15 protein-coding genes are annotated in these 15,458 nt (G+C 73.4%); 13 read left to right on the top strand and 2 right to left on the bottom strand.

Translation table 11 applies throughout. The features are described 5' to 3' along the window. Positions 1 to 133: 133 nt before the first annotated feature. From ACWCPN_RS07250 to ACWCPN_RS07235, 4 genes are all read left to right on the top strand, one after another. Entirely contained in the window at positions 134 to 1,204 is a 1,071-nt protein-coding gene (locus ACWCPN_RS07250; protein ID WP_451203129.1) for a S1C family serine protease, read from the top strand. Between the two features lie 31 nt (positions 1,205 to 1,235). Then, positions 1,236 to 1,499, top strand: a complete 264-nt coding sequence (locus ACWCPN_RS07245) for a hypothetical protein (RefSeq protein WP_365127542.1) — start codon at positions 1,236 to 1,238, stop codon at positions 1,497 to 1,499. Between the two features lie 95 nt (positions 1,500 to 1,594). Beyond that, positions 1,595 to 2,329 (top strand): response regulator transcription factor, encoded by a 735-nt coding sequence (locus ACWCPN_RS07240; protein WP_199211075.1) that lies wholly within the window; start codon positions 1,595 to 1,597, stop codon positions 2,327 to 2,329. Next, positions 2,326 to 3,819, top strand: a complete 1,494-nt coding sequence (locus ACWCPN_RS07235) for a sensor histidine kinase (RefSeq protein ID WP_451203125.1) — start codon at positions 2,326 to 2,328, stop codon at positions 3,817 to 3,819. The genes ACWCPN_RS07240 and ACWCPN_RS07235 overlap by 4 nt, the downstream gene beginning before the upstream one ends. Positions 3,820 to 4,047: 228 nt before the next feature. On the opposite strand, the gene ACWCPN_RS07230 is transcribed toward ACWCPN_RS07235, so the two are convergent. Next, a complete protein-coding gene (locus ACWCPN_RS07230) occupies positions 4,048 to 5,847 on the bottom strand; it encodes a bifunctional metallophosphatase/5'-nucleotidase (protein WP_451203122.1) in 1,800 nt (599 codons plus the stop codon). A gap of 219 nt (positions 5,848 to 6,066) precedes the next feature. Here ACWCPN_RS07230 and mshD point away from each other — a divergent pair, with 219 nt between their 5' ends. The 8 genes from mshD (at position 6,067) to ACWCPN_RS07190 (ending at position 14,239) form a co-directional block, all read left to right on the top strand. Then, the gene (gene mshD, locus ACWCPN_RS07225; RefSeq protein WP_199211078.1) at positions 6,067 to 6,993 is read left to right on the top strand and encodes a mycothiol synthase; all 927 of its coding nucleotides are present in this window, start codon (positions 6,067 to 6,069) and stop codon (positions 6,991 to 6,993) included. 115 nt (positions 6,994 to 7,108) lie between these two features. Further along, a complete protein-coding gene (locus ACWCPN_RS07220) occupies positions 7,109 to 7,495 on the top strand; it encodes a GntR family transcriptional regulator (RefSeq protein WP_365127550.1) in 387 nt (128 codons plus the stop codon). Continuing rightward, entirely contained in the window at positions 7,492 to 8,388 is an 897-nt protein-coding gene (locus tag ACWCPN_RS07215; RefSeq protein WP_451203119.1) for an ABC transporter ATP-binding protein, read from the top strand. Before ACWCPN_RS07220 ends, ACWCPN_RS07215 begins: the two co-directional genes overlap by 4 nt. Next, positions 8,385 to 9,410, top strand: coding sequence for an ABC transporter permease (locus ACWCPN_RS07210; protein WP_451203117.1), 1,026 nt, complete (start codon positions 8,385 to 8,387; stop codon positions 9,408 to 9,410). The genes ACWCPN_RS07215 and ACWCPN_RS07210 overlap by 4 nt, the downstream gene beginning before the upstream one ends. After that, a complete protein-coding gene (locus ACWCPN_RS07205; RefSeq protein WP_451203115.1) occupies positions 9,407 to 10,264 on the top strand; it encodes a hypothetical protein in 858 nt (285 codons plus the stop codon). Before ACWCPN_RS07210 ends, ACWCPN_RS07205 begins: the two co-directional genes overlap by 4 nt. Positions 10,265 to 10,376: 112 nt before the next feature. Continuing rightward, the gene (locus ACWCPN_RS07200) at positions 10,377 to 12,731 is read left to right on the top strand and encodes an RNA degradosome polyphosphate kinase (protein ID WP_451203112.1); all 2,355 of its coding nucleotides are present in this window, start codon (positions 10,377 to 10,379) and stop codon (positions 12,729 to 12,731) included. Next, positions 12,712 to 13,806: a CHAD domain-containing protein gene (locus tag ACWCPN_RS07195; protein WP_451203110.1), complete on the top strand. Its 1,095-nt coding sequence runs from the start codon at positions 12,712 to 12,714 to the stop codon at positions 13,804 to 13,806. Before ACWCPN_RS07200 ends, ACWCPN_RS07195 begins: the two co-directional genes overlap by 20 nt. Positions 13,807 to 13,825: 19 nt before the next feature. After that, entirely contained in the window at positions 13,826 to 14,239 is a 414-nt protein-coding gene (locus ACWCPN_RS07190; RefSeq protein WP_392295237.1) for an NUDIX hydrolase, read from the top strand. Between the two features lie 31 nt (positions 14,240 to 14,270). Here the strand turns inward: ACWCPN_RS07190 and ACWCPN_RS07185 are convergent, their stop codons facing one another. Beyond that, positions 14,271 to 14,444, bottom strand: coding sequence for a hypothetical protein (locus ACWCPN_RS07185; protein ID WP_365127562.1), 174 nt, complete (start codon positions 14,442 to 14,444; stop codon positions 14,271 to 14,273). 101 nt (positions 14,445 to 14,545) lie between these two features. On the opposite strand from ACWCPN_RS07185, the gene ACWCPN_RS07180 reads away from it, so the two are divergent. After that, entirely contained in the window at positions 14,546 to 15,439 is an 894-nt protein-coding gene (locus tag ACWCPN_RS07180; protein WP_451203106.1) for a hypothetical protein, read from the top strand. Positions 15,440 to 15,458: the final 19 nt, after the last annotated feature.

Here is a 15,458-nt window from a genome sequence, read left to right as displayed (position 1 = left end):
CGCCGGTCCGAGAACCCGGTGAGAGCCCGCCCCGAGCGGCGGGAAGCGCCTTTATATCGGGCGAACGAGGTTCTGCCGGGCTTCTCAGGGAGCACTCAGGCGGCTCTCATGGTCGCGGGACATGCTCTTTGTCATGACCGAGAGCATCCGCCGCAGCGGCGAGTTCGAGCACGAGGGCCTCCAGGGCGCGTACGCCCGGCAGCACGTCCACTCCACTCCCGTGAACCCCGCGTGGCCGCCCCCGCCGCCGTACGAGCCCGCGGCGGTCACGGTCACGGCGCCGGGCACCGAGCCGGCCGCCGGACCGGCCAAGGGGACCGCCAAGCGGCGCCCCCGGGGACCGATGGCGCTGCTCGCCGCCGTGGCGATCGTCGCGGCCGCGGTCGGCGGCGGCACCGCCTACGCCTTCCAGGAACTGACCGGCAAGGACACGGTCGCCTCGGCCGGCACCGCGACCACCGTGGTCCCGTCGAGCAAGAGGGGCGACGTCGCCGCGATCGCCTCGGCCGTGAGCCCGAGCGTCGTCGAGATCCAGGCGACCCTCAGCAACGGCTCGTCCACCGGCTCCGGTGTGATCATCACGTCCGGTGGCGAGATCGTCACCAACAACCACGTCGTCGCCGGCGCCTCCTCGATCAAGGTGCGCACCAGCAACGGCAAGAGCTACACCGCCGACGTCGTCGGCACCGACAGCTCCAAGGACCTCGCACTGATCAAGCTGCGGGGGGCCTCCGGGCTGACGCCCGCCGCGCTGGGCGACTCCTCCGACGTCCAGGTCGGCGACTCGGTCATCGCGATCGGCTCCCCCGAGGGCCTGACCGGCACCGTCACCAGCGGCATCGTCTCCGCGCTCGACCGGGACGTGACCGTCTCCACCGACGAGAGCCAGGGCCAGAGCCAGGGCCAGGGCGACGACGGCCAGTGGCCGTTCCAGTTCGGCGGCCGCCAGTTCAACGGCGACACCGGCTCGTCCACGACGACCTACAAGGCGCTCCAGACCGACGCCTCACTGAACCCCGGCAACTCCGGCGGTGCGCTGATCGACGCGAGCGGCCATGTCATCGGCATCAACTCCGCTATGTACTCGTCGAGTTCGAAGGCCTCCTCGTCCTCGGACGCGGGCAGCGTCGGGCTCGGCTTCGCGATCCCCGTCGACACGGTCAAGTCCGACCTCGCCAAGCTGCGGGCCGGCTCGACCAGCTGAACGACCCACCAGGCACAGTAGGGAGCACGTCATGATCACTCAGGTCTCGCACAGTGACGTCACGGGCACCGGCCCGGCCGCCCTCACCCTCCCCCTGGCGGTGGCGTACGAGCTGCACGCCCCCGCCGCCCCCGCCTCCGTGCCCCGCGTCCCGGAGGTCGCCGTGCCGGCCCCGGAGCTGATGGGCCTGCGCACCTCCGCCGACCGTCCGCACCGCCGCAAGGTGCCGCTGCGCCGGCTGAGCGCGGTGCACCAGCTCGGCGCGGCGCGCGGCCTGAGCATGCTGGGTTCCTGAGCCCGGCGTGCGTGCCCCACGGCCCCCGGGCGTGCGAGGCTGAGAACCGCCCCGCCCACCCACCCGACCCACCGCACCCCGAGGAACCGCGAGCCATGAGCCCCGCCGAAGGCGACCGTGACCCCCAGCGCATCCTGATCGTCGACGACGAGCCCGCCGTGCGCGAGGCACTGCAGCGCAGCCTCGCCTTCGAGGGATACGGCACCGAGGTCGCGGTCGACGGCGCGGACGCCCTGGAGAAGGCGGCCGCGTACCGGCCGGACCTGGTGGTGCTGGACATCCAGATGCCCCGCATGGACGGCCTGACCGCGGCCCGCCGGATCCGGAGCACCGGGGACACCACCCCGATCCTCATGCTCACGGCCCGCGACACCGTGGGCGACCGGGTGACGGGACTGGACGCCGGGGCCGACGACTACCTGGTCAAGCCGTTCGAGCTGGACGAGCTGTTCGCCCGTATCCGCGCGCTGCTGCGGCGCAGCTCGTACGCGGCCGACGTGTCGGCCGAGGCCCAGGCGGACGAGGCGCTGACCTTCGGCGACCTGCGCATGGACCTCGCCACCCGGGAGGTCACCCGGGGCGGCCGGCAGGTGGAACTGACCCGCACGGAGTTCACGCTCCTGGAGATGTTCATGGCCCACCCGCGCCAGGTCCTCACCCGCGAGCAGATCCTCAAGGCCGTCTGGGGCTTCGACTTCGAGCCCTCCTCCAACTCGCTGGACGTCTACGTGATGTACCTGCGCCGCAAGACCGAGGCGGGCGGCGAGCCGCGGCTGGTGCACACCGTCCGGGGCGTGGGGTACGTACTGCGGCAGGGCGGCGCGGAGTGAGGCGGCTGGCCCGCCGCTACCGGACGCTGCCGATCAGGGCCCGGCTGGCGATGCTGGTCGCGGCGGCGGTGGCGTTCGCGGTGGCGGCGGTCTCGGTGACGTGCTGGTTCATCGTGGAGCGCAAGCTGTACGACCAGGTCGACGCCGATCTGCAGAAGGTCTCGGAGCCGCAGCGGCTGGTGAACATCGTCTCCACGCTGGAGTCGTGCCCGCAGACGCCCGGCGACGCCGGACTCGGCGACTTCCACGCCCACGGCAACTACTACTACATCCAGCTCGTGAAGCAGAACGGCACCGCCTGTGTGTCCTCCAACTCCGCGGGCCGGGTGCGGACGACCTCGGCCGACACCGACGTCATCGCCAAGGCGGACGACCACGACGGGCTGCTGCACGACGGCATCCTGCGCGACGGCACCGACTCCGAGGGCAACGCGGTGCGGGTGCTGACCCAGCCCCTGACGTTCAGCCCGGGGCCCGGGACCCAGCCCCAGATGTACCCCAACACGGCCCTGATGGTCGCCATACCGCTGAGGAACACCCAGGACACACTGAAGGACCTCGCCCTGATCCTGCTCCTCGTCTCCGGTATCGGGGTGGTCGGGGCCGGCGCGGCGGGACTCGCGGTGGCCCGGGCGGGGCTGCGCCCGGTCGACAAGCTCACGGAGGCCGTCGAGCACGTGGCCCGGACCGAGGACCTGGGCATCCGCATCCCGGTGGACGACGACAGCGAGGACGAGGTGGCGCGGCTCTCGCGCTCCTTCAACTCGATGACCACCGCGCTGGCCGGCTCCCGCGACCTCCAGCAGCAGCTCATCGCGGACGCCGGCCACGAGCTGCGCACCCCGCTCACCTCGCTGCGCACGAACATCGAACTGCTCACCCGCAGCGAGGAGACGGGCCGCCCGCTGCCCCCGGAGGACCGCAAGGCACTGCTCGCCTCGGTGAAGGCGCAGATGACGGAGCTGGCCGCGCTGATCGGCGATCTGCAGGAGCTGTCCCGCTCCGAGGGACAGCGGGGCGAGCGCGTCCAGGTGGTGTCCTTCCAGGACACCGTCGAGGCCGCGCTGCGCCGGGCCCGTCTGCGCGGTCCCGAACTGACCATCACGGCGGACCTGGAGCCCTGGTACGTCCGCGCCGAGCCCTCCGCGCTGGAGCGGGCGGTGGTCAACGTCCTCGACAACGCGGTGAAGTTCAGCCCGGAGGGCGGCACCGTCGAGGTGCGGCTGGCCGAGGGCGTGCTGACGGTCCGTGACCACGGCCCCGGCATTCCCGCCGACGAACTCCCGCACGTCTTCGACCGCTTCTGGCGCTCCCCGAGCGCCCGTGCCCTGCCGGGCTCCGGTCTCGGGCTTTCCATCGTGGCCCGCACCGTGCAGCAGGCGGGCGGAGAGGTCTCCCTGGCCCGGGCGGAGGGCGGCGGCACGACCGCCACGGTCCGCCTCCCGGGCGCGGCCACGGCTCCGCCGGAGGCCGTGCAGTCACGGGCGTGAGCCGGCCCCTCGTGGCAGGACGACCGGTTCGCCGGGCACCGCGACGGCGGGCCGGGCGCGGCGAGCACGGGCCACTCCCGGCCGGCCGACGCTTTGGGCCGCCTCGTAGGGGCGCTGGGACGTACATGCGCAGCTATGTGGTGGGGGGTACGCATCGGCTCAACCGATCATGCGTACCGCCCCCCACCCGCAACCTCTACCCGAGGTGTGCGATCCACCTCACGGCGGCTACTGCGTGATCGTGACGCGGTCCGCCTTCGGCGGCGCGATCGGGCTCGTGGCCGAGGAGTTGGCCGTCAGGTACTTCGCCAGCGCGGCCAGGTCGTCGCTGCCGACCAGGTCGTTCGTGCCCTGCCCCAGGGTCGGGAAGCCGTCGCCGCCGCCCGCCAGGAAGCTGTTGGTGGCGACGCGGTAGGTGGCCGCCGGGTCGATGGCGGCGCCGTTCAGCCGGATGGAGTCGGTGACCACGCGGTCCGCCCCGGACTTGGTCATGTCCAGCGTGTAGGTGAGTCCGGCCGACGGCTGGAGGATCTTCGGAGCCGCCGCGTTGGGCCCGCTCACCTGCTCCTTGAGCACCTGGACGAGCTGGGCACCGGTGAAGTCCTGGAGGTTCACGGTGTTGGCGAACGGCTGGACCGTGAAGCCCTCGGCGTAGGTGACGACTCCGTCGCCCTCGGCGCCCTTGGCCGCGTAGGTCAGGCCCGCACGCACACCGCCCGGGTTCATCAGGGCGAGGCTGGTCTTCGGGTCCAGCTCCTTGCCGTGGGCGAGCTGCGCGTCGGCGATGAGGTCACCCATGGGGGACTCGGTGCCGGTGTTGTTGATGTCCCCGGCGATCCAGCCGATGGGCCGGTTGCCGATCGGGGCGGCCAGGGTGTTCCACTTCGAGATCAGCCCGGTCATGTCCGCCGCCTTGGGGACGTCCCGGGAGACCACGCGGTTCGCGGACTTCACGGCCGTGCGCACGATGTCGCCGGTGCGGTGGTCGTAGGTGAGCGTGGTGTCCGTGTACAGGCGGCCGAAGGAGGACGCGGAGGTGACCATGCGGGGCCGGCCCGACGGGTCGGGGATCGTGCAGACGTAGGCGTTGTGGGTGTGGCCGGTGACGAGCGCGTCGACGGCCGGCGTGACGTTCTTGGCGATGTCCACGATCGGGCCGGAGATGCCGGAGCCCGCGCCCGCGGAGTCGCAGTCGTAGTTGTAGGAGCCGGAGGCCGGGAAGCCGCCCTCGTGGATCAGGGCCACGATCGACTGGACGCCCTGGCGCTGGAGCACCTTGGCGTACTTGTTGATCGTCTCGGTCTCGTCCTTGAACTTCAGGCCCTTGACGCCGTCGGCGGAGACGATGTCGGGGGTCCCCTCCAGCGTGACGCCGATGAAGCCGATCTTGACGTCCTTCTTCTTCCACACCCAGTAGGGCTTCAGCAGCGGCCGGTCCGTCCGCTCGTCCAGGACGTTGGCGGTGAGGTACGGGAAGTCGGCGCCCTGGAACTTCTCGCCGCCGTAACAGCCGTCCGTGGGGTGGCAGCCGCCGTTCTGCAGACGGGCCAGCTCCTTCGCGCCCTCGTCGAACTCGTGGTTGCCGACGGAGGTGACGTCCAGCTTCAGCTTGTTGAGCGCCTCGATGGTCGGCTGGTCGTGGAAGAGCCCGGACAGCAGCGGGGAGGCGCCGACCATGTCACCGGCGGCCGCGGTGACGGAGTACGGGTGGCCTTGGCGGGCCTGGCGCAGATGGGTGGCGAGGTACTCGGCGCCGCCCGCGTCGATCGTCTTCGTCGTGCCGTCCGCCTGGAGTTCGGTGACCCGGCCGGAGGAACCGGACGGGGGCTCCAGGTTGCCGTGCAGGTCGTTGAAGGACAGGAGCTGGACGTCCTGGTAGCGGCTGGAACGGTGGTGCCCGTGGCCGTCCTTGCCGGAGTGCGCCTGCGCGGGCAGGGCGGCGGCCAGGCCGGCGGCCGTGGCGAGAGCGGCGGTGGTGGCGAGGAGGCCGTAGGTCCTGCGTCTGGTGCGCCGGGTTGCGGCTGACATGAAACCCCCCTGTGGGTCGGCTGGGGCGCGTGGCCCCCGTTCGCCGCGCAGCCTAAGGTCAACGCGCGTAGCGCGACAGGGGGTTCGTGGTTACGTCCTGGTTTCCCTTTGCCGTCCTTTTCCCCTCGCTCCACCGCGGCCTCCCTTCCGCGCGGCAGCGGGACTTCTCTCCTCCGCGGTACCGGGACTTCGCTCCGGCGGCCCCGTACCCTCGTACGCATGAGCAGCGACGACACCGTACGGCCGGTCCCCTCCCGTTCCCTCGAGACCCGCTCCGCGCTCGACCCGGACCAGGCCGGGGCCGTGCTCGGACTGCTCGCGGAGGCCGCCCGTGTCGACGGGCAGCAGCCGGTGTCCGAGCAGGGCCGGCTGCAGCTCCACGGGGGTCCGCGCGAGGGCGTCTCGCACCTGCTGCTGACCGCCGGGGGCGAACTGGTCGGCTACGGCCAGCTGGAGGACACCGACCCGGTGGAGGCGCCGGCCGCCGAACTGGTCGTCCACCCGGCGCACCGCGGGCACGGGCACGGCCGGGCGCTGGGCGCGGCGATGCTCGCCGCCTCGGGCAAGCGGCTGCGCGTGTGGGCGCACGGCGGCCACTCCGCCGCCCGTCATCTCGCCCAGGTGCTCGGCCTCACCCTGTTCCGTGAACTGCGCCAGATGCGGCGGCCGTTGACCGACCCGGAGCTGTCCGAGCCGGTGCTGCCGGAGGGCGTGAGCGTGCGGCCCTTCGTGCCCGGCAAGGACGACGCGGCCTGGCTCGCGGTCAACGCGGCCGCGTTCGCGCACCACCCCGAGCAGGGCTCGCTGACCCAGCGCGACCTGGACGACCGCAAGGCCCTGCCGTGGTTCGACCCGGCCGGGTTCTTCCTGGCGGAGCGGCGCGGGGAGCTGGTGGGCTTCCACTGGACCAAGGTGCACGCCGAGGAGGGGCTCGGCGAGGTGTACGTGCTCGGGGTCAGGCCGGGCGAGCAGGGCGGCGGGCTCGGCAAGGCCCTGACCCTGGTCGGCCTGCGGCACCTGGCGGCGCAGGGGCTGCCGACGGCCATGCTCTACGTCGACGCCGACAACAAGGCGGCGGTCGCGGTGTACGAGCGGCTGGGCTTCACGACGTACGAGACCGACCTGATGTACCGCACCGAGACCTGACGTACGCGGGCGCGAGCAGGCGCCCGGCGCGGACCCCGGGGGTGGCCGGCTTGACGGCCACCCCTCTCTTGCACCACCCTTTCACTACTCAATTAGTGAAAGGGTGGTTCAACGCGTGGTCGAATACCGCATCGACCGGCACAGCGGGGTCGCCACCTACGTCCAGATCGTCCAGCAGACCAAACAGGCCCTCCGGCTGGGCCTGCTGCGCCCGGGCGACCGGCTGCCGACGGCCCGCGAGGTCGTCGAGGCCACCGCCATCAACCCCAACACCGTCCTCAAGGCCTACCGCGAGCTGGAGCGGGAGGGCCTGGTCGAGGCGCGGCGCGGACTGGGCACCTTCGTCCGGCGCTCACTGGGCGCCGCCCCCGCCGACTCCCCCCTGCGGGCGGAGCTGGAGCGGTGGACGGCGCGGGCCGCCGAGGCGGGCCTGGACCGGGACGACGTGGCGGCCCTCTTCACCGCCGTACTCGACAAGCACTTCCAGGGAGAACGTTCATGAGCGACACGGCTCTGGAGGCCACCGGCCTCGGCAAGCGCTTCGGGCGCAGGGGAGGCTGGGCGCTGCGCGACTGCGGCTTCCGGCTGCCCGCCGGACGGGTGTGCGCCGTCGTCGGGCCCAACGGCGCAGGCAAGTCGACACTGCTCGCCCTGGCCGCGGGACTGCTCCCGGCCACCGAGGGCCGGCTGACGGTGCTCGGCGCCACGCCCGCCGCGGCCCGCGCCCGGGTGGGCTACGTCGCCCAGGACAAGCCGCTGTACCCGCAGCTCACGGTCGCCGAGACGCTGCGCATGGGCGCCGACCTCAACCCCGAGCGCTGGGACGCGGACACCGCCGGGCGGATCGTGGCCGCCGGCCCGCTCGACCCCGGGGCCCGCATACGGTCGCTGTCCGGCGGCCAGCGCACCCGGGTCGCCCTCGCCCTCGCCCTCGGCAAGCGCCCCGAACTGCTGCTCCTCGACGAGCCGATGGCCGACCTGGACCCGCTCGCCCGGCACGAACTGATGGGCACCCTGATGGCCGAGGCCGCCCAGCACGGCACCACCATCGTGATGTCCTCGCACGTCGTCGCCGAGCTGGAGGACTCCTGCGACCACCTGCTGCTGGTCGGCGACGGCCGGGTCCGGCTGGCCGGTGAGATCGACGACCTGCTCGCCGCCCACCTCAGGGTCAGCGGCCCCGCCGAGAAGGCGGGCCTGGACGCGCACACCCTGGTCGAGGACCGGGTCACCGGCCGTCAGCGGACCGCCCTGATCCGTCCCGCCGGCCCGCTCGACGGCGACTGGCAGGCGTCGGCGCCCACCCTGGAGGAACTGGTCCTCGCCCACCTGCGCAACCCGCAGGCCCCCGCCCTCAGCACCGCACCGGCCGCGACCGAGGAGAGTGCCGCGTGACCGCCACGACCGCCCCGGCCGCCGTCCGGGCCCCCGCCGCGCGGCCCCGGACGGCCCGCTGGCTGCTGCGCCTGCACCGCCCCGCGCTCGTCGCCTGGACCGCCGCGGTGGTCCTCGGCGCCGCCCTGCTGCTGTGGCTCGCCGGACCGCTCACCGACGCCGCCGCGGAGGGCTGGCGGCAGTACAACGCCTGCAAGTGGTCCGAGAAGTGCCCCTACGACCAGGACGCGATCCTGCGCTACAAGGACGTGTACAACTACCTCACGCTGTCCCTCGCCGCGCTGCCGTTCCTCGTGGCCGCCTGGGCCGGCGCCGCCCTCACCGGCCGCGAGCTGGAGACCGGCACCGCGCGCCTGGCGTGGACCCAGGGCATCACGCCGGTCCGCTGGCTGGCGACCCGGCTGGCCCTGCCCGCCGCCGCGGTCGCCGCGGGCACGAGCCTGCTGGTGTTCCTGCACCACCGGGCCTGGTCGGCGGCCGACGGCCGCGTCGACACGGTCAAGAACTGGTCCGACTTCTGGACCTTCCACACCAACGGCCCCACCACCGTCGCCCTCGCCCTGGCCGCCCTCGCCGTCGGTGCCCTCACCGGCCTGGCCCTGGGCCGCGCCCTGCCCGCGCTCGCCGTCTCCGTCGTCCTCACCGCCGGGGTGTGGGGCCTGGCGCAGTGGCTCATGCCGCACCTGTGGCCGGCCGTCACCCGGGTGAGCGGCCTCGGAAACGGCTACGCCGCCCCCTACTCAGGCGTTGAGGTCGCCAGGGGCCTGGTCACCCGCGACGGCGCGCACATCCCCGAGCCCGAGTGCTACGCGGCCACCACGGAAGGGTGCGCGCGGGCGTTCCGTGAGCAGGGCGCCGTCGGCTGGTTCCACACCTACCACCCCGCCTCCCACTACTGGCCGCTCCAGCTCACCACCGGCGCCTTCGTGCTGGCCGTGGCCGCCCTGTCCGCCCTGGCCGCGTTCGGCCTGCTCAGGCGCCTGTCCGGGGCGCCGCGGGCCGGGAAGGGGGCCGCCGCGTGAGCACCGCTCTCCAGGGCCTGCCCCGCACCGTGCTGCGGCTGCACCGCCACGCCCTGCTCGTCTGGGCCGCCACCGTCGCCGCGCTGACCGGCTGGCTGGTGTGGCTGAACGAGGTCACCGCCGGCCGCGCGCGGCAGGGCGAGACCGTCTGCCGGCGCACCCACCTCTGCGCGGACCTCTTCAGCCGCCTCGACTACGGGGAGCCGTCCGGCTGGATCTCCACCCTCATCTGCTACAGCTTCCTCGCCGTCGCCGCGTTCGCGGGCGGTGCCCTGATCGGCCGCGAGCTGGAGACCGGCACCGCGAACCTGGCCTGGACCCAGGGCGTCACCCCGGTCCGCTGGCTGACCGCGAAGCTGGCCCTCCCGGCCCTGGCCGTCACGGCCGGCGGCCTGGTCCTGGTGGGGGTGTACCGCTGGGGCCGGGCGGCCAACGCGGACCTGCTGCCCGCCGACGACTGGACCGCCGCCGACGTCTTCGCGGCCCTGGGACCGCTCACCGTGGCGTACGGGCTGTGCGCGCTGGCCGTCGGCACCCTCACCGCGCTGCTGCTGCGGCGCACCCTGGCCGCGCTCGGCACCGCCTGCGCCGTGATGTGGCTGGTCCACTTCGTGGTGGACGGCTGCCGTCCCCATCTGTGGCCGGTGGTGACCCGTACCTCGCCGAAGCCGTTCGTGCTGCCCGAGAGCGCGTGGCAGGGCAACACCGGACGGAACGCCGACGGCTATTTCGCCGTCTACCACCCCGCGTCCCACTTCTGGCCCCTGCACCTGGTGGAGACGGGCGTCGTGCTGGCCCTGACCACGCTGGTGACGACGGCCGCCTTCCTGGTGCTGCGCCGCCGGGCCGCCTGAGGGTGTGCGTCCCTTCCACGGGGGGAGGGACGCACTCCGGAGCCGCCCCCCGATATCCGGGACGTCATGTCTCCGTAACCATCGATTCAGACGGGCTTGCGACGCTCGGCCAATGAAGCCCGCCGTGCCAGAGCCTTCGCCGCCCCCCGAGGGGCCCGCGGGGAACGGGGCCGTGACGCTCCCGCCCGCACGTTCCGACGCGCCTGTCTCGCGCGTGGCGCGGAAGAATGGTGTCATGAGTCAGCAAGACACCCAGGCAGAGGCCAAGCACACGCAGCCCTCCGTGGGCTCCATCGCCGCGCACCGGTCCCATACGGTCGCCGCGACCGTTTCCGACCTGGAACCCGACCTCGACGCCGACCTCGACGCCTACGAAGAGGCGCAGAGCGACGGGGCCCCGTTGCCCCAGGGTCGTTTCCTCGACCGGGAGCGAAGCTGGCTCGCCTTCAACGAGCGCGTCCTGGAACTGGCCGAGGACCCGAACACGCCCCTGCTGGAGCGCGCCAACTTCCTGGCGATCTTCGCCAGCAACCTGGACGAGTTCTTCATGGTCCGGGTGGCCGGCCTGAAGCGCCGCATCGCCACCGGTGTCGCCACCCGCTCCGCGTCCGGCCTCCAGCCGCGCGAGGTGCTGGAGATGATCTGGGCCCGATCGCGCGAGCTGATGGCCCGGCACGCCGCCTGCTACCACGAGGACGTGGCCCCCGCGCTCGCCGACGAGGGCATCCACCTGGTCCGCTGGAACGAGCTGACCGAGAAGGAGCAGGCCCGCCTCTTCACGCTCTTCCGGCACCAGATCTTCCCCGTGCTGACCCCGCTGGCCGTCGACCCCGCGCACCCGTTCCCGTACATCTCCGGCCTGTCGCTGAACCTGGCCGTCATCGTGCGCAACCCGGTCAGCGGCAACAAGCACTTCGCGCGCGTGAAGGTGCCCCCGCTGCTGTCCCGCTTCCTGGAGGCCGCGCCGGGCCGCTACGTCCCGCTCGAGGACGTCATCGCCGCGCACCTGGAGGAGCTGTTCCCGGGCATGGAGGTGCTGGAGCACCACGCCTTCCGGCTCACCCGCAACGAGGACCTCGAGGTCGAGGAGGACGACGCCGAGAACCTGCTCCAGGCGCTGGAGAAGGAGCTCATGCGGCGCCGCTTCGGGCCGCCGGTGCGGCTGGAGGTCGAGGAGTCCATCGACCGCGAGGTGCTGGACCTGCTGGTCCGCGAGCTGAAGATCTCCGAGGCCGAGGTCTACCCGCTGCCCGGCCCCCTGGACCTCACCGGACTCTTCCGCATCCACAGCCTCGACCGGCCGGAGCTGAAGTACCCGAAGTTCGTCGCGGGCACCAACCGCGACCTGGCCGAGGTGGAGTCGGCGTCCGCGCCGGACATCTTCGCCGCGCTGCGCACCCGTGACGTGCTGCTGCACCACCCGTACGACTCCTTCTCCACCTCCGTGCAGGCCTTCCTGGAACAGGCGGCCGGCGACCCGGACGTGCTGGCGATCAAGCAGACCCTGTACCGCACCTCCGGCGACTCCCCGATAGTCGACGCGCTCATCGACGCCGCCGAGTCCGGCAAGCAGGTCCTCGTCCTGGTCGAGATCAAGGCCCGCTTCGACGAGCACGCCAACATCAAGTGGGCGCGCAAGCTGGAGGAGGCCGGCTGCCACGTGGTCTACGGCCTGGTCGGCCTGAAGACGCACTGCAAGCTGTCCCTGGTGGTCCGTCAGGAGGGCGAGACCCTCCGCCGCTACAGCCACGTCGGCACCGGCAACTACCACCCGAAGACGGCCCGGCTGTACGAGGACCTCGGCCTGCTCACCGCCGACCCGCAGGTCGGCGCCGACCTCTCCGACCTGTTCAACCGGCTGTCCGGCTACTCCCGCCGGGAGACCTACCGCCGCCTCCTCGTCGCCCCCAAGTCGCTGCGCGACGGCCTGATAGCGCGCATCGACAAGGAGGTCCAGCACCACCGGGCCGGCCGCCCCGCCTTCGTGCGGATCAAGGTCAACTCGATGGTCGACGAAGCGGTCATCGACGCGCTGTACCGCGCCTCCCAGGCCGGTGTGCCGGTGGACGTGTGGGTGCGCGGCATCTGCGCCGTCCGCCCCGGCGTCGCGGGCCTGTCGGAGAACATCCGGGTCCGCTCCATCCTCGGCCGCTTCCTGGAGCACTCCCGGGTGTTCGCCTTCGGCAACGGCGGCGAACCCGAGGTGTGGATCGGCAGCGCCGACATGATGCACCGCAACCTCGACCGCCGGATCGAGGCCCTGGTCCGGGTCACCGACCCCGGCCACCGGGCGGCCCTGAACCGGCTGCTCGACACCGGCATGTCCGACACCACCGCCTCCTGGCACCTCGGCCCCGACGGCGAGTGGACCCGGCACGCGACCGACGCCGACGGACAGCCGCTGCGCAACATCCAGGAGATGCTCATAGACGCCCGGAGGCGCCGGCGTGGCACAGCGACACCTTGACCCGACGGACCCCACGGCCCAGGCGGTGACCGGGGACGCCCTCGCGGGCTACCTCCGCGCTCGGGCCACGGAGTTCCTCCGCGCGCTGCGCACGCACCGGGAGACCGGCGGCGTCCCCGCGGGCGGCGCGGAGGAGTCCGTCGACGCGGCGCTGCTGCTGCGCCGCTCGGCCCGCCGCATCAGCGCCAGCCTGCACACCTTCCGCCCGCTGCTCGAACCGGAGTGGTCGGAGGAACTGCGCCCGGAACTCGCCTGGCTGTCGGGCACCCTGAAACTGGAGCACGCCTACGAGGCCCGCCTGGAGCGGCTGCTGCAGGCCCTGAACCGGCTCTCGGGCACCACGGCGCTGCCGGCCCAGCCGGTGGCCGCGGTGGCCGTCGGCACCCTGCCCGACGGGGCCCGGGCGGCCGGGGGCGGCCGCGGCACCGGGACGGCGCCCGCCCCGGAACGCGGGAATCTGACAGTCGGCGCGGCCAAGGCGGGGGCACTGCTGGAACGCCAGCTCACCCTCGCCCGGACCCGGGCCCACTCCACGGCCCTGCAGGCCCTCGGCTCCTCCCGCTTCCACGCGGTGGCCGACAAAGTGGCCTTACTGGCGAGCGAGGTCCCGCTCACCCCCCACGCGCCCGGCACCGCGCTGCACCCCCTCGCCGCCGCGGCCGAGGAACGCCTCACCCAGGCCGTCGCCGCCCTCCCGCTGCTCACCGCGGGCCACCCCTACAACGCGGAGGCCCTGGTCCACGGCCTGTCCCCGGACCCGTCCCCGCACCCCCAGGACGGCCCCTGGCACCAGGTCCGCCTGCTGCTGCGCCTGCACCGCTACGCCCGCGAGGTGCTGCACGGCGGCAACTCCCCCGTCGACGTGGGTCTGCTGACGGCCGGCCAGTCGCTGAACCGCCACCGGGACGCCTCGGAGGCGGCGGCAGCGGCGGCCCAGGCGGCCCGTACCCCCCGGATCGCCCCGGCGACGGCGTACGCGCTGGGCGTGCTCCACGCCGACCAGCGGCACGAGGTGGAGGCGGCCAGGTTCGCCTTCCAGCAGGCCTGGCGGAAGCAGACGGTCGGCGCGTCCTGAACCCCCGCGAGGAGGCGGTGTGAACGACACCACGGTCGAGGCGGCGGGCTGCGTCCTGTGGCGCCGCTCGCCGGCCGCCGGCGGTCTGGAGCTGTGCCTGGTCCACCGGCCCAAGTACGACGACTGGTCCCACCCGAAGGGCAAGCTGAAGCGGGGCGAGGAGGCGCTCGCGGGCGCCCTGCGCGAGGTCGCGGAGGAGACCGGGTACGCGGCCGAGCCCGGATCCGAGCTGCCGACCCTGAGCTACCTGGCCAACGGCCGCCCCAAGCGGGTGCGTTACTGGGCCGCCGAGGCCACCGCGGGAGACTTCGCCCCGAACGACGAGGTGGACCGGATCTCGTGGCTCTCCCCCGCCGAGGCCCGCCTCCGGCTGACCCAGCCGCGCGACCGCGACCTCGTCGACGCCCTCACCCGGCGCTTCGAGCACCGCTGACCGGCCGCCCGGGAAGGCCGAAGGGGCCGCCTCACTCCACGTCCGCGTGCGCCTGCGCGTCCGCTCTGGCGAGGCTGCGGGCCCGCCGGGCCGGGCCGCGCCAGCCGCAGCTGCAGCGGGCCACGCAGAAGCGGCCCTGCTCGGTCGTCGTAGTGAGATGTTCCTGCCCCTGCCGGGCTCGTCCCGGCCCGTCCTGCTGCACCACGGTGACAACGGTACGGCAGCGCGTGACGGTGCTCCCTACCGGTCGTTAACCCGAGCAGACAGCGGGCCCGTGACGGACCTACCGGCTGGGGGTTTCACGCGATGGATCGGCGGCAGTACAAGCGCGCGGGAAGGACCGCCCTCGCGGTGGGAGTCATGCTCGGTCTGGGGGCGGCCGCCACCGGGTGCACCGGTGACCGGGCCGCCGCCGAAGGCGCGCACGGCGCCGGCGGCGACCCGGTGGCCGTGCTGCGGCGGGCCGCCGACACCCTGCGCGGGGCGGGCAGCTCCAAGGCCTCCACCTCCATGGAGATGGCGACCGGCGGCACCCGGGTCACCATCCGCGGCCGGGGCGGCTACGACTTCCGGCGCCGGCTCGGCGAGCTGACCGTGGTGCTCCCCGACGACCCGGCGGGCACCCCCGAGCACCGGCCCATCACCGAGCTCCTCGCGCCCGGTGCCCTGTTCATGAAGAACCGGGGCGCGGGCGTGCCCGCCGACAAGTGGGTACGGGTGGAGACCGCGGGCCTGTCCGACGGCAACCTCGTCACCGGCGGCGCCACCGACCCCTACGCGGCGGCGGAGGTACTGCGCGGGACGCGCACGGCGACGTACGTGGGGCGGACCGAGGTGGGCGGGACGTCGGTGCGGCACTACCGGGGCACGGCAGACCTGTCCCGCGCTTCGGCGAACGCCTCGGCGGACAACCGGGCGTCCCTGGCCGCGGCCGCGAAGGGGTTCGCCACGGCGGAGGTGCCGTTCGACGCCTACCTGGACGACCAGGGCCGCATCCGCAAGCTGCGCCAGCGCTTCAGCTTCGTCAACGGCCGCGAGAAGACGCCGGTCGCGGTCGCCTCGACCACACTGCTGTTCGGGTTCGGCACCCCCGTCGACGTGCGGCTGCCGAGCCCGGGGGACATCTTCGCGGGCCGCATCGCCGAGAGCGGCACCGGCGGGAGCGCGGGCGCCGGGGGCGAGATCCAGTCAGGGCACTAGTCCGTGACGCGCCTGTCGA

It is taken from the genome of Streptomyces sp. NPDC002386 (assembly GCF_053593175.1).
Note: the sequence above shows the minus strand (reverse complement) of the source record. Positions and strands in the feature narration are given on the sequence as shown.